This window comes from Alphaproteobacteria bacterium, from assembly GCA_033344895.1.
Taxonomy (GTDB): Bacteria; Pseudomonadota; Alphaproteobacteria; order UBA8366; family Aestuariispiraceae; genus Pacificispira.
The window spans coordinates 15056-35710 of sequence record JAWPMN010000001.1 but is presented as its reverse complement, the minus strand read 5'-3'; the positions used below and the strand labels follow the sequence as shown (position 1 = coordinate 35710).

22 protein-coding genes are annotated in these 20655 nt (G+C 62.5%); 15 read left to right on the top strand and 7 right to left on the bottom strand.

What is annotated here, in order from left to right:
• Positions 1-13: 13 nt before the first annotated feature.
• From R8L07_00175 to R8L07_00165, 3 genes are all read right to left on the bottom strand, one after another.
• The gene (locus tag R8L07_00175) at positions 14-457 is read right to left on the bottom strand and encodes a hypothetical protein (GenBank protein ID MDW3203928.1); all 444 of its coding nucleotides are present in this window, start codon (positions 455-457) and stop codon (positions 14-16) included.
• A 290-nt stretch (positions 458-747) separates the two neighbouring features.
• Positions 748-1260 carry a hypothetical protein gene (locus R8L07_00170; protein ID MDW3203927.1) on the bottom strand — a complete coding sequence of 171 codons (513 nt, stop codon included), beginning with the start codon at positions 1258-1260 and terminating at the stop codon, positions 748-750.
• A gap of 122 nt (positions 1261-1382) precedes the next feature.
• Entirely contained in the window at positions 1383-1865 is a 483-nt protein-coding gene (locus R8L07_00165; protein MDW3203926.1) for a response regulator, read from the bottom strand.
• A 339-nt stretch (positions 1866-2204) separates the two neighbouring features.
• On the opposite strand from R8L07_00165, the gene R8L07_00160 reads away from it, so the two are divergent.
• From R8L07_00160 to R8L07_00090, 15 genes are all read left to right on the top strand, one after another.
• The gene (locus R8L07_00160) at positions 2205-2957 is read left to right on the top strand and encodes a YebC/PmpR family DNA-binding transcriptional regulator (GenBank protein ID MDW3203925.1); all 753 of its coding nucleotides are present in this window, start codon (positions 2205-2207) and stop codon (positions 2955-2957) included.
• A gap of 60 nt (positions 2958-3017) precedes the next feature.
• Positions 3018-3521, top strand: a complete 504-nt coding sequence (gene ruvC, locus R8L07_00155; GenBank protein ID MDW3203924.1) for a crossover junction endodeoxyribonuclease RuvC — start codon at positions 3018-3020, stop codon at positions 3519-3521.
• A 10-nt stretch (positions 3522-3531) separates the two neighbouring features.
• On the top strand, positions 3532-4146 hold the full coding sequence (gene ruvA, locus R8L07_00150; protein MDW3203923.1) for a Holliday junction branch migration protein RuvA: 615 nt from the start codon (positions 3532-3534) through the stop codon (positions 4144-4146).
• Entirely contained in the window at positions 4143-5213 is a 1071-nt protein-coding gene (gene ruvB / locus R8L07_00145) for a Holliday junction branch migration DNA helicase RuvB (GenBank protein ID MDW3203922.1), read from the top strand. The genes ruvA and ruvB overlap by 4 nt, the downstream gene beginning before the upstream one ends.
• Positions 5203-5640 carry a tol-pal system-associated acyl-CoA thioesterase gene (gene ybgC, locus R8L07_00140; GenBank protein ID MDW3203921.1) on the top strand — a complete coding sequence of 146 codons (438 nt, stop codon included), beginning with the start codon at positions 5203-5205 and terminating at the stop codon, positions 5638-5640. The genes ruvB and ybgC overlap by 11 nt, the downstream gene beginning before the upstream one ends.
• An 87-nt stretch (positions 5641-5727) precedes the next feature.
• On the top strand, positions 5728-6393 hold the full coding sequence (gene tolQ, locus R8L07_00135) for a protein TolQ (GenBank protein ID MDW3203920.1): 666 nt from the start codon (positions 5728-5730) through the stop codon (positions 6391-6393).
• 5 nt (positions 6394-6398) lie between these two features.
• Positions 6399-6857: a protein TolR gene (gene tolR / locus R8L07_00130; GenBank protein MDW3203919.1), complete on the top strand. Its 459-nt coding sequence runs from the start codon at positions 6399-6401 to the stop codon at positions 6855-6857.
• 39 nt (positions 6858-6896) lie between these two features.
• Complete coding sequence (locus R8L07_00125) at positions 6897-7883, top strand: TonB C-terminal domain-containing protein (protein MDW3203918.1); 987 nt, start codon at positions 6897-6899, stop codon at positions 7881-7883.
• Between the two features lie 65 nt (positions 7884-7948).
• Positions 7949-9280: a Tol-Pal system beta propeller repeat protein TolB gene (gene tolB / locus R8L07_00120; GenBank protein ID MDW3203917.1), complete on the top strand. Its 1332-nt coding sequence runs from the start codon at positions 7949-7951 to the stop codon at positions 9278-9280.
• A gap of 217 nt (positions 9281-9497) precedes the next feature.
• Positions 9498-10025, top strand: coding sequence for an OmpA family protein (locus R8L07_00115; protein ID MDW3203916.1), 528 nt, complete (start codon positions 9498-9500; stop codon positions 10023-10025).
• A gap of 102 nt (positions 10026-10127) precedes the next feature.
• Entirely contained in the window at positions 10128-11333 is a 1206-nt protein-coding gene (ybgF, locus tag R8L07_00110; protein MDW3203915.1) for a tol-pal system protein YbgF, read from the top strand.
• Between the two features lie 11 nt (positions 11334-11344).
• Positions 11345-12724, top strand: coding sequence for a tRNA lysidine(34) synthetase TilS (gene tilS / locus R8L07_00105; protein ID MDW3203914.1), 1380 nt, complete (start codon positions 11345-11347; stop codon positions 12722-12724).
• Between the two features lie 172 nt (positions 12725-12896).
• Positions 12897-14813, top strand: a complete 1917-nt coding sequence (ftsH, locus tag R8L07_00100) for an ATP-dependent zinc metalloprotease FtsH (GenBank protein MDW3203913.1) — start codon at positions 12897-12899, stop codon at positions 14811-14813.
• A gap of 129 nt (positions 14814-14942) precedes the next feature.
• Positions 14943-16148, top strand: a complete 1206-nt coding sequence (locus tag R8L07_00095; GenBank protein MDW3203912.1) for a DUF3095 domain-containing protein — start codon at positions 14943-14945, stop codon at positions 16146-16148.
• A 9-nt stretch (positions 16149-16157) separates the two neighbouring features.
• Complete coding sequence (locus R8L07_00090; protein ID MDW3203911.1) at positions 16158-16805, top strand: glutathione S-transferase; 648 nt, start codon at positions 16158-16160, stop codon at positions 16803-16805.
• On the opposite strand, the gene R8L07_00085 is transcribed toward R8L07_00090, so the two are convergent.
• From R8L07_00085 to R8L07_00070, 4 genes are read right to left on the bottom strand one after another with little or no spacing between them, the layout of a single operon-like run.
• A complete protein-coding gene (locus R8L07_00085; GenBank protein MDW3203910.1) occupies positions 16802-17542 on the bottom strand; it encodes a class I SAM-dependent methyltransferase in 741 nt (246 codons plus the stop codon). The two genes, R8L07_00090 and R8L07_00085, sit on opposite strands and share 4 nt — an antisense overlap.
• Entirely contained in the window at positions 17532-18176 is a 645-nt protein-coding gene (locus tag R8L07_00080; GenBank protein MDW3203909.1) for a class I SAM-dependent methyltransferase, read from the bottom strand. The genes R8L07_00085 and R8L07_00080 overlap by 11 nt, the downstream gene beginning before the upstream one ends.
• The gene (locus R8L07_00075) at positions 18173-19603 is read right to left on the bottom strand and encodes a hypothetical protein (GenBank protein MDW3203908.1); all 1431 of its coding nucleotides are present in this window, start codon (positions 19601-19603) and stop codon (positions 18173-18175) included. The genes R8L07_00080 and R8L07_00075 overlap by 4 nt, the downstream gene beginning before the upstream one ends.
• Positions 19596-20582 (bottom strand): glycosyltransferase family 2 protein, encoded by a 987-nt coding sequence (locus R8L07_00070; GenBank protein ID MDW3203907.1) that lies wholly within the window; start codon positions 20580-20582, stop codon positions 19596-19598. Before R8L07_00070 ends, R8L07_00075 begins: the two co-directional genes overlap by 8 nt.
• Positions 20583-20655: the final 73 nt, after the last annotated feature.

The following is a 20655-nucleotide window of genomic DNA, read 5'->3' as shown; positions in this document are numbered from 1 at the left end:
GGGGCTCAGCGGGTCAGTCTTCGGTCCGGCCGCCAACATGGCGCGCAATCGCACGATCCAGCCCGTCCTGGATCTTGGCGCCGACCGGACCGCCATCACCGGCAAACTTGTTCTGAAGGATGGTTCGCAGTGCCTTCGAATGGGCACGTAAGATGTCCAGGGCGGCTTGATCCAGGTCTTCCAGGGTGTTGACGAATTTGCAGAAGGATCCAGCGACGGTCGTTATCACCGGATAGCCGAAACTGCCGCCCTGACCACGCATGTCATGCGCCAGCTTGTAGGCGTCCTTCAAGCGGTTGCCGTCGCGAAATTCTTCGATATCGCATGCCAGTACGGCATCCAGGGTGTCGACATCCTTGATCGCCCAGTCCGGGAATTCCCTTGTCATCTCGTCGATGGCCGCGTTTGCCTTGGCCAGCATTTCGGGCGTAGGGCCGCCGCGACCCGTCACACCCATCGGGCGGAGGTCTCTCAGGACAGAGTTTTGCATGGAATTCATTTCACTATTCGCCGTGTGGTCATTTTTCATTTCGGTAACCGACGTTCGCATCGCGCAATGCGGCCGATAGATGACCGTTGCGGCGATCACGGAGGCACAAGGGCGTACCCGACACAGTCATGATAAATCCAACCCGCCCGCAACGATAGGGTTGCCAACTTGCCGCAAGAAGATTGATTTAGTGTTAATCCGGTTCAGAAATAACGAAGGGCCGACCATTAACCGGCGCATGTCGTGGTAGGCGTGTTTTAGTCGTCTTTTCTATCGTATTTGGAGACGGCCTTTTGCAGCCCGTCGAGAATCTTCGCACCGATCGGACCGCCATCGCCGGAAATCTTGTTCAGCAGCACTGCCCGCATGGCTTTCACATGGGCCTGCAATATGGCCACAGCCTTGTCGTCGAGGGTGTCCAGCGAGTTCACGAAGCTGCAGAACGAACCGGCGACCCCGGTGATCATCGGATAGCCGAAACTGCCGCCCTGGCCGCGCATGTCATGGGAAAGCTTGTAGGCTTCCTGCAGGCGCGTCTCGTCGCGCTTTCCGTCATTTGCTTCGGAATCAACCAGTTCCCTCAACCTGTCGACATCCTGGATCGCCCATTTCGGGTAATCCTCGGTCATCTTGCTGATCGCGGCATCCGCCTTCGCCAGCATTTCCTTGGTCGGCCCGCCGCTGCCGGTCACTTTTTCACGAACGGTATTCGGAGGGGTAAAGAACTGCACGCCGGCGTTGTCACCGGCATTTCCATCATTGTCTTGCATCACGGCCCATGGGGTTGGGTTGTCAATCCATACAGGACCTTAACATGGAACGGGCGGCCTTGTCGCCGGGGTTGTACCGACACCGCGGAGACGCCCCAAACGAACCGGCGAAGGCATGGAAGTCATTTCTTGCGGCGATCTTCCCCTTCCAGGCCTTGAACCTGGCGCCGCCGGTCCGGTCCGGTGAATGTTCCGGTCGAGACGAATTTCCGGGGGTTCTCGACGATGCTGCGCAGTCGTGAGTAGAGACCATTCGCCGTGACGGGTTTGGCCAGAAATTCGGTCACGCCGGCATCCCTGGCCTCGACAATCCGGTGGCGCTCGGTATGCCCGGTCAGCATGACGATTGGCACGAAGCGATTGGGGCTGTCTTCCTGGCTTCTGACCTGACGCGTGAAATCCAGGCCGTCCATCGGTTCCATCATCCAGTCGACGAAAACAACGTCGGCCTGCCAGTGCTGCAGTTCCGCTATGGCGTCGGAACCGTCCATGCATTCCAGGGTGTTCTTGACCCCGAACCCCTGCAGAATTCCACGAATGAGAAACCTCATATGCGGATTGTCGTCGACAATCATGACATTGAGGCGCTCGAAAGTCAGAGTCATTAGCTGCCTATTTCTGATGGCCTCTAAACCCGGCGTACTTCGCATTGCAGGCTGCAAAGGCTGGGTGAACCGGAGGCTTTCTTTCCCATAGGTTGAGGCGGCATTGTCAAAGCTTGGGACAAACCATGCAACTTCAATTCCTCGATGCGAAAGTTGCAAATATCCCGGCAAAGGCATAATCACTGCTTCGCCAATTGCCGGATCGGTTCCCCTTGCGAGGAGTGGAGAAGCCTGACCCGGCCGCCGGGGCGCCGCACGGCCCCGGATCGTTTCGGCACGAGAAATCAACCCTCCGGTCCGCGGCACATGCGCGGGATCGGGTTTCCGTATGGTGAGAGCATGGCCGGCCACTCGAAATTCAAGAACATCATGCACCGCAAGGGCGCGCAGGATAAGAAGCGCGCGCAGCTCTTTGCGAAACTGGGCAAGGAAATCATGGTCGCGGCCAAGATGGGCGGCGGCGATCCGGATTCGAATGCGCGCCTGCGTCTGGCGATCCAGACCGCCCGCGCCCAGTCGATGCCGAAGGACAACATCGAACGCGCGATCCAGAAGGGCGCCGGTGGTGGCGAAGGTACGGATTACGAAGAAATCCGCTATGAGGGTTACGGCCCGGCGGGCGTTGCGATCATCGTCGATGTCCTGACCGATAACCGGAACCGCTCCGCGGCGGATATCCGATCCATCTTCAACAAGGGTGGCGGCAATATGGGCGAGACGGGTTCCGTCTCCTTCATGTTCGACCGTGTCGGCCAGATCGTCCTGAAAGGCGATGCGGGAGACGCCGAGACCGTCTTCGAAGCGGCACTGGAGGCCGGTGCCGAAGACGTCAGCAGCAGCGAGGAATCCCATGAAATCATCTGTGCGGCGGAAGATCTGAACGAGGTTTCCCAGGCGCTGGAAGAACGGTTCGGCGAACCGGACGAATCGAAGCTAGTGTGGAAACCGCAGAATCTGACACCTGTCGATGGCGATGCGGCGGAATCGCTGCTACGTCTGCTCGACAATCTGGACGACAATGACGACGTTCAGAACGTCTACGCGAACTATGACATCTCCGACGAGGTGATGGAAAAGATCGCGAACGGCTAGGCCGAGGCGCAACAAGCCCCGGCCGGCGGTTCGACCGGTTTGGGGAGTTTGGTAAGAGAAATGCGCATTCTCGGTCTCGATCCGGGTCTCAGGCATACCGGCTGGGGTGTCGTGGATAGCCGCGACGGCCATCTGAGGTTTGTTGCCTGCGGGACGGTGCACCCGCCCGGCAACGAACCCATGGCGGATCGCCTGAAAGCCCTGCACGATGGCGTTTGCGACGTCATCCGCGAATGGCAGCCGGATGAAGCCGGTGTCGAGGAAACCTTTCTGAACAAAAATCCGGGCACCACATTGAAGCTGGGCCATGCCCGCGGCGTGGTTCTGCTGGTTCCGGCCCTGTTCGGGCTGGCCGTTTCGGAATATGCGGCAAAGTCGGTGAAACAGGCCGTCGTCGGAACCGGCGGCGCGACGAAGGACCAGATCGGGATCATGGTGCGAACGCTGCTGCCGGGGTGCAATCCCGATACCGAGGATGCGGCCGATGCCCTGGCCGTTGCGATCTGTCATGGCCATCATGCAGATACCGACCGGCGCTGGGCCGCCGGTGTCGGCACGCGATAAGGGGCAGGACATGTTCGCGCGCTTGAAGGGCATTCTGGACGATGTCGACGATGATACGCTGATCATCGATGTCGGCGGGGTCGGCTATCTCGTGCACTGCTCGACGCGGACCCTTGGTCTGCTGCCGGGCCGGGGGGAGGCGATCCGCCTGGAGATCGAGACCCATGTTCGTGAGGATCATATCAATCTGTACGGTTTCCTGGACCGGGGGGAGCGCGACTGGTTTCGCCTGCTGACCACGGTTCAGGGAGTCGGCGCGCGGGTCGCGCTTGCGATCCTGTCCGTGTTGACGCCGGAGGCGCTGGTTCAGGCCGTGGCGGCCCAGGACAAGGCCGCCGTGGCACGGGCCAATGGAGTCGGGCCGAAACTGGCGCAGCGAATTGTTTCCGAACTGAAGGACAAGGTTGGTGGCATGGCCCTGGGACCGGCCGCGACCGCCGGCGGCGCGCCGTCTGGTGCTTCCGCGCTGGTCGATGCCGGGGCCTCGGAAGATGCGGTTTCCGCGCTGATCAATCTCGGCTATGGCCGCAGCGAGGCGTTCACGGCCGTTGCCAAGGCGTCGCGGGACGGCGGCGGCGATGTGTCGGCCCTGATCCGGGGCGCGCTGAAGGAGCTTAGCCGATGAGCGATGGCGGTGACCGCATGGTCAGCCCGCAGGCGGCGGAGGAAGATCAGCGCGACAGCACGGTCCGGCCGCTGACGCTCGACGAGTTCGTCGGCCAGGGCGCGGTCAAGGAGAACCTGAAGATCTTCGTGGATGCGGCGCGCGGACGCGGCGAGGCGATGGATCATGTGCTGTTCTACGGACCGCCCGGCCTGGGCAAGACCACCCTGGCGCAGATCGTCAGCCGGGAATTGGGGGTCGGTTTCCGCGCAACGTCCGGCCCGGTCATCGCGAAGGCGGGGGACCTCGCGGCGCTGCTGACCAACCTGCAGCCGCGCGATGTCCTCTTCATCGATGAAATTCATCGGCTGTCCCCGGCCGTGGAGGAAATTCTCTACCCGGCGATGGAAGACTTTCAGCTCGACCTGATCATCGGGGAAGGGCCGGCTGCGCGGTCTGTGCGGATCGACCTGCCGCCCTTTACGCTTGTGGCGGCGACGACGCGGGCCGGCCTGATCACGACGCCGTTGCGCGAACGCTTTGGCATCCCGCTGCACATGAATTTCTATACCGAGGACGAACTGACCGAGATCGTCCGACGGGCTGCCCGGGTTCTGTCCATGGAAATGACCGGTGACGGGGCGCGGGAAGTGGCGCGCCGCAGCCGGGGAACGCCTCGCGTCGCCAACCGGCTTCTGCGTCGGGTCCGCGATTTCGCCGCCGTCGCGGGAGAGGGCGCGATCGATGCCGGTGCGGCCGACCGTGCCTTGCTGCGTCTGGACGTTGATGCGCGGGGGCTGGATGCCATGGACCGGCGCTACCTTGGCAATATCGCGGAAAACTATGGCGGCGGACCGGTCGGCGCGGAGACACTGGCCGCCGCGCTGGGGAACGAACGGGATGTCCTGGAAGAAGTCGTGGAGCCGTTCCTGATCCAGCAGGGCCTCGTCCAGCGCACGCCGCGCGGGCGCATGCTGACGCGGCAGGGCTGGGCCTATATCGGTCTTGAGATGCCGGCGACAACCGCCGCGCAGCTGGACCTGCTGCAGAAGAACGTACCGACGAACGGGAGCGACAATGGCGGCTAACGATCCGGTACACACCACCGATATCCGGGTTTACTACGAGGACACGGATTCCGGCGGCATCGTCTACTACGCCAACTACCTGAAATTCGCGGAACGCGGACGCACCGAATTCCTGCGTGATCTGGGCCATGATCATCGGACCATGGCGCAGGATCACGGATTGGGATTCGTTGTACGACGCTGCATGGTGGACTATCTCAAACCGGCGCGTTTGGACGACCTTCTGCGGGTCGAGACCCGGCTCACACGGGTCCATGGCGCGAAGTTCGAAATGGCCCAACATGTCCTTAGAAATGACACGATCTTGTGCGAATTGGCCGTCACTTTGGGAGTGGTAGACGCTTCGGGCCGCCCGTCGCGTCTGCCGCCGCATGTGCGCCAGGACCTGGTCGGCCTGTGCGGTGTCCAAGAGGAAAGAAAAGGGTAGATCATGGAAGAGCAAACGGGGGGCACAGCCGCCACCGGTATCGTCGATACTGTTATCGCCGGGCAGTTGCCTGTCGGCGGAGATGAGATGTCGATCTTCTCGCTGTTCCTACAGGCAGATATCGTCGTGAAGATCGTCATGATGATTCTGATCTTCGCGTCGATCTGGACCTGGGCAATCATTTTCGAGAAAAGCCTGCGTTTTCGCCGCATGGCCCGACTGGCCAACCGGTTCGAGGACGCCTTCTGGTCGGGCGGCTCGCTGGAGGAACTGTATGGCCGGATCGGACAGTATCCGGCCGATCCGATGTCTTCCGTCTTTTCCTCCGCCATGCGCGAATGGGAGCGCTCCGCCGGACGGGTCTCGTCCGGTTCGGCTGTCGGCCTGCAGCAACGCATCGAGCGGGTGATGCAGCTAACCATGAACCGGGAGATCGATAAGCTGGAACGCTATCTGCCCTTCCTGGCATCGGTCGGGTCGGCGGCGCCCTTCGTTGGTCTGTTCGGAACGGTCTGGGGGATCATGAACTCCTTTTCCTCCATCGCGGCCACCAACCAGACCAGCCTCGCCGTGGTCGCGCCCGGGATCGCGGAGGCCCTTTTCGCGACGGCGCTGGGGCTGGTTGCGGCCATTCCGGCGACGCTTGCCTTCAACAAGCTGTCGTCCGATCTGGGGCGTTATGCCGGGCGGCTGGAAAGCTTTGCCGGTGAGTTCGGTGCGATCATCTCGCGCCAGCTGGACGACCGGAGCTGATCGGAATGGGTGCCAATCTCGACAGCGGCGGTATCCGTCCCGGACTTCGTCGCAAACGCTATCGCCCGGTCTCCGAAATCAACGTCACGCCCTTTGTCGACGTGATGCTGGTTCTCCTGATCGTCTTCATGGTGACCGCACCACTGCTTTCCGTTGGTGTGCCGGTTGATCTGCCGAAAACCGAGGCGGCGACCCTGAATGACAGTGACGAGCCGCTGATCGTCACCGTCAACAAGGACGGCGACGTCTTCCTGGATGAGGAACCGACGGATCTGGCGCGCCTGGTAGCCACTCTGGTTGCGACCCACGGCGCCAATCCCGATATCCGCATCTTCGTGCGCGGTGACGCATCGATCCACTACGGACGCGTCATGGAGGTAATGGGCAAGATCAGTGCCGCCGGCTTCAAGAAGGTCGCCCTGCTGGCCAAGCTGCCGGACGTCCAGGAATCCCGGGCGCAATAAGGTTAGACAACACGGTATCAAGGACTGACGACGTTCATCATGCGCGGCCCTCTGGTCTTCTCCATTCTGTTTCACATCGCGATCCTGATCGCCGCGGTGATCCGTTGGCCCAGCAGCGACCGCGACCTCGTGGAGCTGGGCAGCGAGCAGTCGTTCGAGGTTGTGACCGAGGCCGATATCGCGCAGGCACAGCCAGCCCCCGAACCGGAACCCAAGCCGGAACCTGAGCTCGAGCCTAAACCAGAGCCCAAGCCGGAACCGAAACCGGAGCCGCCGCCGCCGCCTGCGCCGCCACCTCCGCCACCGCCGCCGCCTCCGCCTCCGCCTCCGCCTCCGCCGGAGCCTGAGCCGGAACCGGAACCTGTGCCGGAACCCAAGCCGGAACCGGAACCTGTGCCGGAGCCCAAGCCGGAACCGGAGCCTGTGCCGGAGCCCAAGCCTGAGCCGAAACCGGAACCGAAACCCGAGCCTGAGCCGAAGCCGGAACCGCCGCCGGCCCCGACACCCGCGCCTGCCTTCCAGCCGCCGGCCAAACCGCCGGAGCCGGAGAAGCCGAAGCAGGACTTTGCGTCCTCGGTTCTGAATACGCTGGCAAAGGTCGAAGAGGCGCCGCCTCCGCCACCGAAGCCGGAGGAGAAGGAAAAGACGACGCTGAATGATGCGGTCGCCGCCGCGCTGAGCCGGCAGAAGGAGGAACCGAAGCCTGCACAGACCCGTGTGTCCTCCCCCGGGCTGACCGATTCCGAACTGGCCGTTGTTCGGGATCAGATCGTGCGTTGCTGGAATCCGCCGGTCGGTGCGGCGAATGTTCAGGACATGCAGGCGGTGGTCGAGATCGTCATGAACCGGGACAAGACGGTGGGAACTGCCAGCGTCACAGAATTGTCGGAATCGGCTACTAAGCAGTTCGGTGAAAGTGTCGTTCGTGCGGTTCTGCGGTGTCAGCCGCTGAAACTACCGGATGGCAAATATGGTGAATGGAACAAGATCATTCTGACCTTCTCGCCGCGGGATATGGTTTTCTGATCCGTGGCGGAATGGTGTGCCGGATGTCGGTACTGTTTACTAAAGGCCCGACGGGCCAAGCGAGGATGGGAATGAGACGCGCCTTCGTTACCTCACTGGCAATGATCCTGGCCCTGGCCGCGGTCGTATTCACGACCGCGTCTGTCCGGGCGGAAGTCCGGATCGACATCACGCGCGGCAATATCGAGCCGCTGCCGATCGCGATCCCGGAATTTTTCGGTCTCAATCAGCAGGAAGGTGAACTCGGCCGCCAGATCGCCGATGTGGTTCAAGCCAACCTGGTCAACTCCGGCCTGTTCCGGGCCATTGACCGCGCGGCCTTCAACCAGGATTCCAAGAGCCTGGCGGTCCGTCCGCGCTTCGATTCCTGGCGCAAGATCGACGCCCAGGCACTGGTCAGCGGCAAGGTGACCGTGGAACCGGACGGCCGGGTTTCGGTCGAGTTCCGGTTGTGGGACGTCTTCGCTGCGGAGCACATGCTGGGACGGCGCTATTCGGCTGACGGCGCCAACTGGCGACGGGTCGCGCATGTGGTCTCCGACGCGATCTACAAGCGGATCACAGGCGAAGACGGCTATTTCGACAGCCAGATCGTTTATGTCGCGAAGAGCGGCCCGAAGGACAATCGTACCCATCGCCTCGCCATCATGGATCAGGATGGTGCCAACCATCGCTATCTGACCGACGGCAGCAGCCTTGTCGTTAAGCCGCGCTTCTCGCCGGCCCGCAAGGAAATCGTCTATCTCGATTTCTATGACAACACCCCGCGCGTCTATCTCTTCAATCTGGAAACGGGACGTCGCGAGGTGCTGGGACCGTTCAATGGGATGACCTTCTCGCCGCGCTTCTCGCCGGATGGAAACCGGGTCGTGCTGACCTATGAGGATCGCGGCAATTCCGAGATCTACGTCATGGACCTGCGGACGCGGCAGTCGACGCGACTGACCAAAGATCCGTCGATCGACACGTCGCCCAGCTTCTCCGCAGACGGGCAGCGTATCGTGTTCGAATCCGACCGTGGCGGTACGCAACAGATTTATGTCATGAATGCGGACGGGACGGACCAGCATCGCATCAGCTTCGGGGAAGGGCGCTACGGTACACCGGTCTGGTCGCCGCGCGGTGATCTGATCGCCTTCACGAAAATCCTGCAGGGCCAGTTCTATATCGGCGTGATGCGTCCGGACGGAACCGGTGAGCGACTTCTGGTGCAGGGCTATCACAATGAAGGTCCGACCTGGTCGCCGAACGGTCGGGTTTTGATGTACTATCGAGAGACACGCGGCGAAGACGCGACCTCGTTCCTCTATTCCATCGATGTGACAGGCTATAACGAACGCCGGATTCCGACACCGGGACTGGCGGCGGACCCGGCCTGGTCGCCTCTCAATCGGTAGCGTTAACCATAGGGGGCGAAATCACGGGCAGTCACAATTGCTACAGATTAGGAAATATGCAGGGAATCCTTCCGGATTCTATTGAAAACCGAATTCCGACATGCTTATTATTGCACCGCCGAAGGGTGAGGATGGTTCGCATGTTCACTCGACGTCGGCAGAACACGAGATGTACACGTCGCCCGATAACTGCGGCGACCGCGTAGGGGGTACCTCAATGCGCTTGAAAGTTATTGCCTTGCTGGCCGCCGCGACCCTGGTCGCCGCTTGCTCGACCAACGAGGAAGAAGCCGTCGCGACGAACGACACCGGCAACACCCAAACGGCTCAGCCGGCGCCGCCGCCGCCGCCGCCCGCCCCGTCGGGTCCGGCCGAAGGCTCGATCGAACAGTTCATGCAGGTCGCCGGGGACCGCGTCTTCTTCGCTTACGATAGCTCCGAGCTGTCGGCACAGGCGCAGAGCACGCTGGACGCGCAGGCCGCTTGGCTTGCGGCATTCCCGGCCGTTACCATCACCATCGAAGGTCACGCGGATGAGCGTGGTACCGACGATTACAACTTGGCTCTCAGCGCCCGCCGCGCCGCTGCCGCCCGCGATTATCTGATCGCACGCGGTATTTCGGCCGGCCGGATCGAGACCCTGCCGCTGGGTGAAAGCCGCCCGGTCGCGACCGGTTCGAACGAAGCCTCCTGGGCTCAGAACCGCCGTTCCGTGACCGTGCTGACCGGTGGCTACAGCAGCTAACGGTTTCGCTTCACAAAGCGCGTTTAAACATTGGGGCGGCCGTCGCGATATGAACCGACGGCCGCCCTATTGTTGCCACGAACATGGGTCAGCATCTGGACCATGACAGTAATGACAGCCAAACGGCGTAATCCCTCCATCCGGACCGCGCTGGTTGCGTGCGCGATTGCGGTTACCGTTCTCGGTTCCGCGGCACCGACACCCGCCCCGGCGCAGGACCTTTCCCGCGAAATCCAGAACCTGAAGCGCGATCTGGCGGATCTTCAGCGTTACATCTATCGCGGACAGACCGGGCCCGCCCCTAGCAGTCTGGCGCCTCAGGATAGCGCCAGCCCGGGCGGCGATGCCGTCACCGGCGATATCGCGGCGCGCCTCCAGGTCCGGATTCAGGAGCTGGAACGCCGCATGCGCGACACGACGGGCCAGGTCGAAGAAGTCCAGTTCAAGATGCGTCAGATGGAACAGCGCCTTGAAACGGCGATGAAGGATATCGAGTTTCGGTTGACGCGACTTGAAGGGGGAAATCCGGTGCCCCCGAACCAGTCCGGGGCGACGAGTTCCCTTGGGCAGACAACCGAACAGACAGGCGGACAGGCAGCGGACGCGTCGCAATCCAACGGGCAGCAGCTGATTCCGGTTCCGGGATCCGGTACGACCATCATCTCTTCCTCCGGAACGGAGAGCGCCGGCAGCGGTGGCAACGCGCCGCAAGGCGGGACGCTGGGTACTCTGATCGTCGATGCCCAGGGCAATGTCGTCGGTGGGCAGGCCAATTTGCAGGCGACGCAAGGTTCGACACCGCCGGCAACGGCCGGATCCGACACCAGTTCGGCACCGTCTCTGCCTTCGATCGTGCAGAGTTCCGGTCCGGTAGAGGGTGGCGATATCGCCTCGGCGGGTTCCAACGCGACCGCGGCCCTGCCGTCTGAGCCGCAGGCCCTCTATGACCATAGTCTCGGGCTGATGCGTCAGGGCGATTACGCCGATGCGGAAGCGGCCCTGAAGGTCTTCCTCGACAAGCATGGTGAGCATCAGCTTGCCTCCGCCGCGTTATATTGGCTAGGTGAGACATATTATGTTCGCAGCAACTATCGGGACGCCGCCTTCTCCTTTGTGGATGTCTATTCCCGGTTCCCGAAGAGCGCCAAGGCACCGGACAGCCTGTTGAAACTTGGCATGTCCCTGAATGCGCTGGGCAACAAGTCCGAAGCGTGCTCCGCGTTCAGCACGTTGCGGAGCGAATATCCCAATGCACGCCGTGCCGTGTTGAAACTGGCGGAAGACCGGGGCGCACAATACGGCTGCTGACCGGGGGGCTCATGCACCCAGACGGCACATCCGGCAAAACTGTCGAAGCCAGACCGATCGAAGCCGCCGAGTTCGACGCGGCCATGGCGCCCTTGTTGGGGGCGGTCGACGGCTGCTTGACCGTCGCCTGTTCGGGCGGCCCCGACAGTATCGCGCTGGTCGTCCTGGCAGCCGAATGGGCCGGGCGGCATGGCATCCCGGTTCAGGCGGTTACGGTTGATCACGGTCTGCGACCGGAAGCTCCTGCGGAAGCCGAGAGTGTCGCCGAATCCCTGAATGCCCAAGGCATCCCGGCGATCGCGCTGCATCACGAGGGTGCGATTCCCAAAAGCGATGTACAGGCGGCGGCCCGGGAGATTCGATATCGACTGCTGGCCGATTGGCTTTCCGTGCGCACCGGCAAGGCGGTACTGCTGGCGCACCATCAGGACGATCAGGCGGAGACACTGCTGTTGCGCCTTGGGCGTGGGAGCGGGGTGGACGGCCTGTCCGCCATGGCACCGGTCACACACAGAGACGGTCTGATCCTGCTGCGTCCGCTGCTGGGCTTTCCCAAGGCCCGCCTTGAAGCCACCGCGGTGCGGTCGGGCCTGCCGATCGTGCGGGATCCTTCGAATGAGAACGGGGGGTTTGCGCGGGTCCGGGTCCGGAGGCTTCGGGAAATGCTCGCGGCGGAGGGCATGACGCCCGCTCGACTGGCAGAAACGGCGTCCCGCATGGCGCGGGCACGGGCAGCCCTGGAAGCCGCGCGGGATCGGTTTATCGAAACCCAGGCCCAATCGGACCCGACCGGGTTTCTGACCTTCGCGCCGGGACCCTTCGCCGACTTGCCGGAGGAGGTTGCTCTGAGGGTTCTCTCGCATTCCGTCCGCATCCTGGGCGGTCGCGCCCATCCGCCGCGTGAGAGATATCTGACGGCCTTGCACGAAGCGATCGTTTCCGGACAACTGGGGGGCGGTAGGACGCTGGCAGGAACGAAGGTTTCGGTCTGGCGGGACGGGATTCTGGTTTGCCGGGAACCGGCCGGCGTCGCGGCGCCGATTTTGCTGCGGGACGGAGTGACGTGGGACAGTCGCTTTGTCTGTCGCCTGGCCGTGGATCCGGCGCACGAGGGCGGAGGCCTCTGGGAGGTCGGCGCGCTGGGACGGCAGGGCGTGACGGAAGCCCGGAAATCCGGGCCGGAAGCCCTGAACCGTTTGCCAGGGCCGGTCCGCGCCGCCATCCCCGCAGTTCGTCGAAATGGCCGGATTGTCAGCGTTCCGCACCTGGATCTGTATGGCGACGGGCCATTGCCGAAAGGCGGGATTGCATTTCGGGCGGTATCGGACGCCTGGGGAGTGGGCTTTCAAAGGGTTCTGCCCTTTTCAAACCCGGCTGCGCGACCTATGTAGTCCCTCATCGGCATGCGTGAGACGCGAACAGGGTTCGTCCGCTGAAAATCCAGCATCCGCGCTGGACGCAGGAGGGACGAGCCGGTTAAATGCCCGGCGGCGTAACGGATCGGCCGCGATTGGTCATGGTGGGGCCCAATGCGATGCCCCCGACGGAAGGACGACGTAGACCGTGAATTTCTTCGGAAAGAACCTGGCACTCTGGATTGTCATCATTTTACTGCTGCTGTTCCTGATCAATGCCTTCGACGGCAATCGCAGTCAGGTCCAGTCCGAGGCCACCGCCTATTCCGAATTCCTGTCCCAGGTTGAATCGGGGCAGGTGAAGAGCGTCAAGATCGACGGGCAGCAGATCACCGGCAGCTATACATCGGGCGCGCCCTTTGTGACTTACGCGCCGGAAGATCCCAATCTGGTCCGTACGCTCACCGAACGCGGTGTGCGCGTCGAAGCGATCCCGCCGGATAACAGCATCTCGCTGGCCGCGATCCTGTTGAATGCGCTGCCGATCCTGATTCTCATCGCCTTCTGGTTCTTCATCTTTCGTCAGATGCAGGGTGGCGGCGGCAAGGCCATGGGTTTCGGCAAATCCAAGGCGAAGCTGCTGACTGAAAAGCACGGTCGCGTCCTTTTCGAGGATGTTGCCGGCATCGACGAGGCCAAGCAGGAACTGCAGGAGGTTGTCGAGTTTCTGCGCGACCCGCAGAAGTTCCAGCGCCTCGGCGGCAAGATTCCGAAAGGCGTTCTGCTGGTCGGTCCCCCGGGCACGGGTAAGACGCTGACGGCGCGCGCCGTGGCCGGCGAAGCGAATGTGCCCTTCTTCACGATTTCCGGGTCTGACTTCGTCGAAATGTTCGTCGGCGTGGGTGCCAGCCGCGTCCGCGACATGTTCGAACAGGGCAAGAAGAACGCGCCCTGCATCATCTTCATCGACGAAATCGACGCGGTCGGCCGTCATCGCGGCGCGGGCCTTGGCGGCGGGAACGATGAGCGTGAGCAGACGCTGAACCAGTTGCTGGTGGAGATGGACGGGTTCGAGGCGAATGAGGGCGTGATCCTGATCGCCGCGACCAACCGTCCGGACGTGCTCGACCCGGCGCTGCTGCGTCCCGGCCGCTTCGACCGTCAGGTCGTGGTGCCGAACCCCGACATTCTGGGCCGCGAAAAGATCCTGAAAGTCCACATGCGCAAAGTGCCGACCGCGCCGGATGTCGACGCGAAGGTCATTGCGCGCGGCACACCGGGCTTCTCCGGTGCCGATCTCGCCAACCTGGTGAACGAGGCCGCGCTTCTGGCCGCGCGCCGGAACCGCAAGGTCGTCTCGATGCGCGAGTTGGAAGACGCCAAGGACAAGGTCCTGATGGGGTCCGAGCGTCGCTCCATGGTGATGTCGGAGGAAGAGAAGAAGCTGACCGCCTATCACGAGGCCGGTCATGCCCTGGTCGGCATTCACGTTGCCGGCAACGATCCGCTGCATAAGGTGACCATCATCCCGCGAGGCCGTGCACTGGGCGTGACGATGAACCTGCCGGAGCGGGACCGCCTGGGCTACAAGAAGATGGAGATGAACGCGAAGCTGGCCATGATGTATGGCGGCCGCGCGGCGGAAGACATCATCTTCGGCCCGGAGAATGTGACCACCGGCGCGTCCAACGACCTGCAGCAGGCGACCAATCTGGCCCGCGCCATGGTCACCGAATATGGCATGTCCGACAAACTGGGCCGGTTGCGCTACAACTCCAATCAGGACGAGGTCTTCCTGGGTCATTCGGTGGCGCGCGAACAGAACATTTCCGAGAAGACCGCGGAAATCATCGATTCCGAAATCCGTCGGATCTGCGAGGAAGCTGAGACGCTGTGCTATCAGGTCCTGCGCGACCATGAGGACGAGTTGCACACGCTGGCCAATGCGCTGCTGGAATACGAGACGCTGTCTGGCGACGAGGTCCGCCGCCTGCTGAACGGGGAATCGATCCACCGTCCGGAAGATGACGAACCGTCGGCCAAGACCGGCCACCGCGCTTCGGTCCCGACCACCAGCAAGCCGGCCGAACCGCCCCCCGGCGCAGAGCCGGACCCGGCGGAGTAGTCTGCCGATCTTCAACAGTTTGTGAATCGGGCCCTCGCGGGCCCGATTTCCTTTTCGGGCTCTTGAACGAACCTCGAACCTACTACCTTCATCTCGAACGATCTTTTTACTCAGGCCGGGAGCCGTTCCATGGCAAGACCGGCGGCGCATGACGACCGCTTCTATACCGACTTGCCGCCTTTCGAGGATTTCGACCGGGTGGCGGATCCGTCGGCCTTTTTGCCGGTGCCGGACGATTGGCACGTGGTTCTGGCCGACATTCGCGGGTCGACGCGCGCCATCGCGGAGGGTCGTTACAAGGACGTCAACATGCTGGGCGCGGCGTGCATCACGGCCGCCTGCAATGCGGCTGCGGATGTGGCCCCGGATATCGATATAGCCTATATCTTCGGTGGGGACGGGGCGACATTGCTCATTCCGGGCTCGTTGCTCGATCCGATACGGTCCGCCCTGCTGGGTGCGGCGAACCTTGCACGGCGGGAGTTCGACCTGGAACTCCGTATCGGTGCCGTGGCGGTCCGTGAACTGCGCGCGGACGGTGTCGACGTGACGCTGGGCAAACTGCGTCTGTCCCCGGGCAACGAGCTGGCCGCTGCCGGCGGCGGGGGCGTGTTGCGGGCAGAGCGTCTGATCAAGTCTGATCCGGTGGAGGGCGGGCGCTACCGCTTCTCGGTGGACTCACTGGCCAAAGAACCGGACATGACCGGTCTGTCCTGCCGCTGGGAACCCCTGAATGCGCGCTTGGGCGTCATGCTGTGCCTGATCGTCCTAGCGCGGCCCCGGGATCCTGAGGCCCGGCGTTCGGTCTATAACGGGGTCCTGCAGGAGGTGGAACGCATACTCGGTGGAGACCTCACTTCGGCGAGTCCGGTTACGGTGAAGACGATGCGGTTCCGCTGGATACCGAACGGCTTGCGCATGGAAGCCCGTCTGACACGGGGGCAGCGACCGACCTGGCGACGTTACCTGTGGCTGCTGTTCGAAAGCCTCGTTCAGTTCCTGCTCGAAAAGTTCAACTGGTCGGCTGGCGGATACGATGCGCCATCCTATCGAAAGGAGTTGCGCGCCAATTCCGATTATCGGCGTTTCGATGACGTGTTGCGACTGACGCTGGATTGTTCACCGGAGCAGGCCGATGCCATCGAGGCCTTGCTGGAACGGCTGCGAGAGGTCGGCGAGATTGTATATGGCACTCACCGCGCGGATCATGCATTGATGACCTGTCTGGTGTTTAATCTGGACGAGGGCGAACACGTCCATTTCGTGGACGGCGGGGATGGCGGCTTCACCGCCGCGAGCCTGTCGTTCAAGGCGCAGCTCAACAGTCTGGAGTGAAGGTGCAGGATGCTGACAGTCTACGGCCGTCGATCCGCGTTCAATGTTCAAAAGGTTCTGTGGTTCGTCGCCGAACTGGGGCTGGAACACCGTCACATTGAAAAAGGCGGCGCCCATGGCGGGCTGGATGACCCGGAATTCAGGCGGATGAATCCGCATGGAAAGGTGCCCGTGCTTCTGCATGATGGCACCGCGATCTGGGAATCGCATACCATTCTGCGCTATCTGGCCGCGACCTTCGGGGCGCCGGACTTCTGGCCGTCGAAACCGGCGGAGCGTGCCCGGATCGAACAGTGGATGGACTGGGGGCAGACGGTCCTGCAGCCGGACTTTCTGGAAGGGGTGTTCTGGCGAGGGTTCCGCACACCGGAGGACAAGCAGGACAAGGCCGCCATCCGCGCCAAGATCCAACGATGCTCCGCGCATATGACGCTGCTGGAACGGGAAATCGGCGACCGGTTCTTCCTGCTGGGGGACAAGCCGACACTGGCGGACATCGTTATCGGCACGCATCTGTACCGATACTTCGAACTGGATATTGAACGCCCTTCGGTGCCGGGGGTCGAAGCGATGTATGCGCGGCTGACCGCGCGTCCTGCCTATCGCGGCACTGTCATGATTCCTTTTGAGGACATGCGGGGACGGCTGGAGTATTAGAGCGGCCGCGCGACCGCCAGGATCGACAGGCCGGCCGGGAATGGGATGCGGGCGGCCAGGGGCGATTCCAGGGCGAAGATGGCGTTCAGCACGGTGTTGGCGGGGCCGGTCGCGCCGCGCGCTTCGTCATCGCCTTTCAGAAAGGGCGTATATCGCTGAGCAAGACGCACCAGGACAGCGGGTGGCAACAGCAGCAGATTGAAATGCCCCATGAAACAGATGTCGAAACCCGCGCCGCGCAGCTCGGCCCGCAGTGTGGATCGCGTATAACGCCGCAGATGATGGTGGCGCCGGTCGTGGTCGCCATACATCCACGGATAGGCGGGAACGGTAAGCAGCAGACGGCCGTTGGACACGATACGGCCATGGATCGCCGCCAGGGCGCCGGGCGCATCGTCGATATGCTCCAGCACGTCCAACATCGCGATCAGGTCATAGGCGGGTGCCAAATCCTCCGGCAGGTGATCGGGCAATGCACCCTGCAGGACGGCCGCACATCCCTTCTCGCGCGATTTGCCCGCCGCCCACGCATCCGGTTCGACGGCATCGACACGTCCGAACCGTGAGAGCATCTCAAGATTGCCGCCGACGCCGCAGCCGAGTTCCAGGATGCGGCAGTCGGGATTGAAATCGCCCAGGAGCCGCCGAAGAGCGGCCGTCACGACGCGCCGCCGTCCCTTGAACCACCAATGGCTTTCTTCGACCGTCGCCATGTGGCGATAGGTTTCAGGCTCCATGATCGCCTTGGTTCGGCCTGCGGCCGATCGAGATCGCGTGATTATATGGCAGGTTCAGCAAGTCATCGCGGATGACGATTTCGACCGATTGGAAGACCGGTGACAGCAGAGCCCTGTATTCATCCGGCCGCCGGACATGGCATCCACGATCCAACTCGGCGAGTCGGCGGGCGATGGGGTGCTGACCGTCGATGAAGACCGGGTCCAGCATGGCCAGGCGTCCGCCCGGCTTAAGCAGGCTAGCGGCCGTCCTGATCATCTCCTGCGAGACGGTATCGTCGAGATGATGCAGCAGCCCGGCGCCGACGACGACGTCGAACCTGCCGGGTTCGATTGCCGCCAGATCGGCGACATCGGCCGCCATCCAATCGGATGCGGGTGGGTACCGTTCCGACGCTGCGGCGATGTAGTCCGGATTCCGGTCAATGCCCAGGTAGTCCGCCTGCCGAACGTAGCGGCGCAGCGCACCGGTCCCGCAACCGAGGTCCAGAATGCGTTCCCCAGCCAAGGGCTTGGCATGATCCTCGATCAGGGCGCGGCGCCACTTCTCCGCCCCCAGAACCGCCTGCAGCGTGTCATACACACCGGCCCGGGACAGCAGGTGCCAAAGTCCGTGACGGCGTTCGGCGCTCATGCGGCGCTCTCCGATTGTTTTGCAGGGCGGGTCAGGGTCCAGACGCCAATGGCGATCAGGAAGGGGCTTAACATGATGACGTAACGCAAGACCAGAAACAGCGCGCAGTAATAGGCGATGACCGCTGCGCAAGTGATCCATAGCGCCGCCGACAGAACCGCCCGCCGATCCAGCGTGCCCTGTCGCCAAGCCAGGGCCAAACGTATGGGGGTACCAAGGGCCGCGGCAGCAAAAATCACGATGGAAACCAGCATGCCCAAAGCATAGAGGATCGCATAGGGAATGGCCGCGATGCTGCCTTCGCCGCGTTTCAGAATGGCGGAAAACCCTGGAAAGGCCCTTTCCCCGAGGACCAATCGATGCGCCTCGTGCAGACCGAAAGCCGGGTTCACCAAACCTATGGCGAACTTGTCGTCGAAATTTGATATCCACATTCTTGCGAAGGCAGCGGGAAAGGCGATGACGGTGTCCAGATAGAGCCGAACGTTGGCGTTGGCGATTTGATTGGGGGTCAGTCCGTGTTCGGCGGAAAGGGCGCGATCGACATCATAGATTTGTTCATAGCTCAGATCAGGCGCGTGTTCGCGGATCGTGCGGCGTAACAGATCGTCGCCGACAAAGGGGGAGGCCCCCAACTCCGCCATGCGGATCACCGGCTGCACCATGGCGATCTGACCGCCTGTGGTGAAGAACCGCTCGCCGGTCCGATATTCGTTCCATAGGCTAACGGCACCATAGGCTAGGAAGCCCGGCAGATAGACAAGAAGCAGCGACACGGCTCGAAGATCGCGACTTTGCCCGGGCTGGCAAGTCGCCAACAAGACGACTGGCAGTGTGAGCAACAGAAGATGCAGTCCGTTGCCGCGCGCCATCACCACATAGATGGCTAACAGGCCAAGCAGCAAGGCTGCCGCGGGCTTCATCGGGCGCCTGTCCAGCCAATGGATCGCCGTGATGGACAGAAGTGTGATCCAAGCGGCGATCAAGAATGCGTCCGGCAGGATCGACATTTCATAGGCTATGGTCACCGATAGTCCGAACCCCAGCACCGTCAGGGCCGCCGCCGCTGGTCCAACCAGACGATGCGCCGCACCGAACAGCGGCAGGCAAGCCAGAATGGTCGCGGCGCATTGCAGAATTTGGACGGCCAACGCGAAACCCTGTTGGCCGAACAGAATCTGTAGCCCGGCCAGGATCAAGGGGTAACCGGGCGCCCGGAACGCGGTCCCCGGCAGCGGGGACCCGTCATAGGCTTGGTGCAGCCACTCGGTCCCGGTCAGGATCGTCTCGGCGTAGGCCAGATAGCCGAACCGGTCGGGAAACCCGGTCGCCGGATAGAACGCCACCGCGACGATCCGTATGGCGATGATGCCGCCGATTGCAATCCAGAACCACGCAGTCGCGCTTAAACGGGGAAGACTAGGCATCTGACGACCTGTTCTCCGCATCGTCGCTGCGATGAACCCGCCGTAAAACGTACAGCGGCCTTCCTTTGACCTCGGCATAGATGCGGCCGACATACTCACCCAACAGGCCCAGTGACAGTAGCTGGAGTCCGCCGAGGAACAGGACAATCACCAGCAGCGAGGCATAACCCGGCACGTCTATGCCCGCGAACAGGGTGAACAGAACAATGAAGGCGGCGTAAAGAAAGGAGATCGCCGCCACCGCCGCGCCGACATAGGACCAGAAGCGCAGCGGCAGGCTGGAGAAGGAGGTAATCCCCTCAAGTGCGAAGTTCCATAGCTTCCAGTAGTTCCATTTCGTGTCGCCGGCGGCCCGGGCGGCCCGTTCGAAGTCGATGGTGGCGGTCTTGAACCCGACCCAGGCGAAAAGGCCCTTCATGAAGCGGCGCCTTTCCGGCAGTTGCTTCAGGACATCGACGACCCGGCGGTCCATGAGGCGAAAATCGCCGACATTGTTCGGGATCGGATGTTCGGCTAGGACGTTGTGTGTGCGATAGAACGCCCAGGCCGTAAACCGTTTCAGGTGTCCCTCCGCCTTTCGGTTTTCGCGCCGGGCCAGGACGACATCGAACCCCTCGCGCCACTTCGCGACGAGGGCAGGGATAAGGTCGGGCGGGTCCTGCAGGTCGGCGTCGAATGGGATCACGGCCTGTCCCCGCGCAAGATCAAGACCGGCGCTGAGGGCCGATTCCTTTCCGAAGTTGCGGGACAGTTCCACGGCAACAATCTGAGGTACCCGCTCCTGCGCGGCTTTGAGTGCCGCCAAGGTGCCGTCCCGGCTGCCGTCGTCGATGCAGACGATTTCGTATGACTCTCCCAATGCATCCAGAACAGGGCATAGGCGGTCCAGAAGGACGGACAGTCCATCTTCCTCGTTATACATTGGAATGACGACCGACAGGACCGGCACACCCGTCGTCCCGTCATCTTCATTGGTCATGCTGGCCCCCGATACAACTCCGCCTGCCGCGAAGAATGGCCCGCTTACACCCTGTGGAGCAAGCGTTCAAACC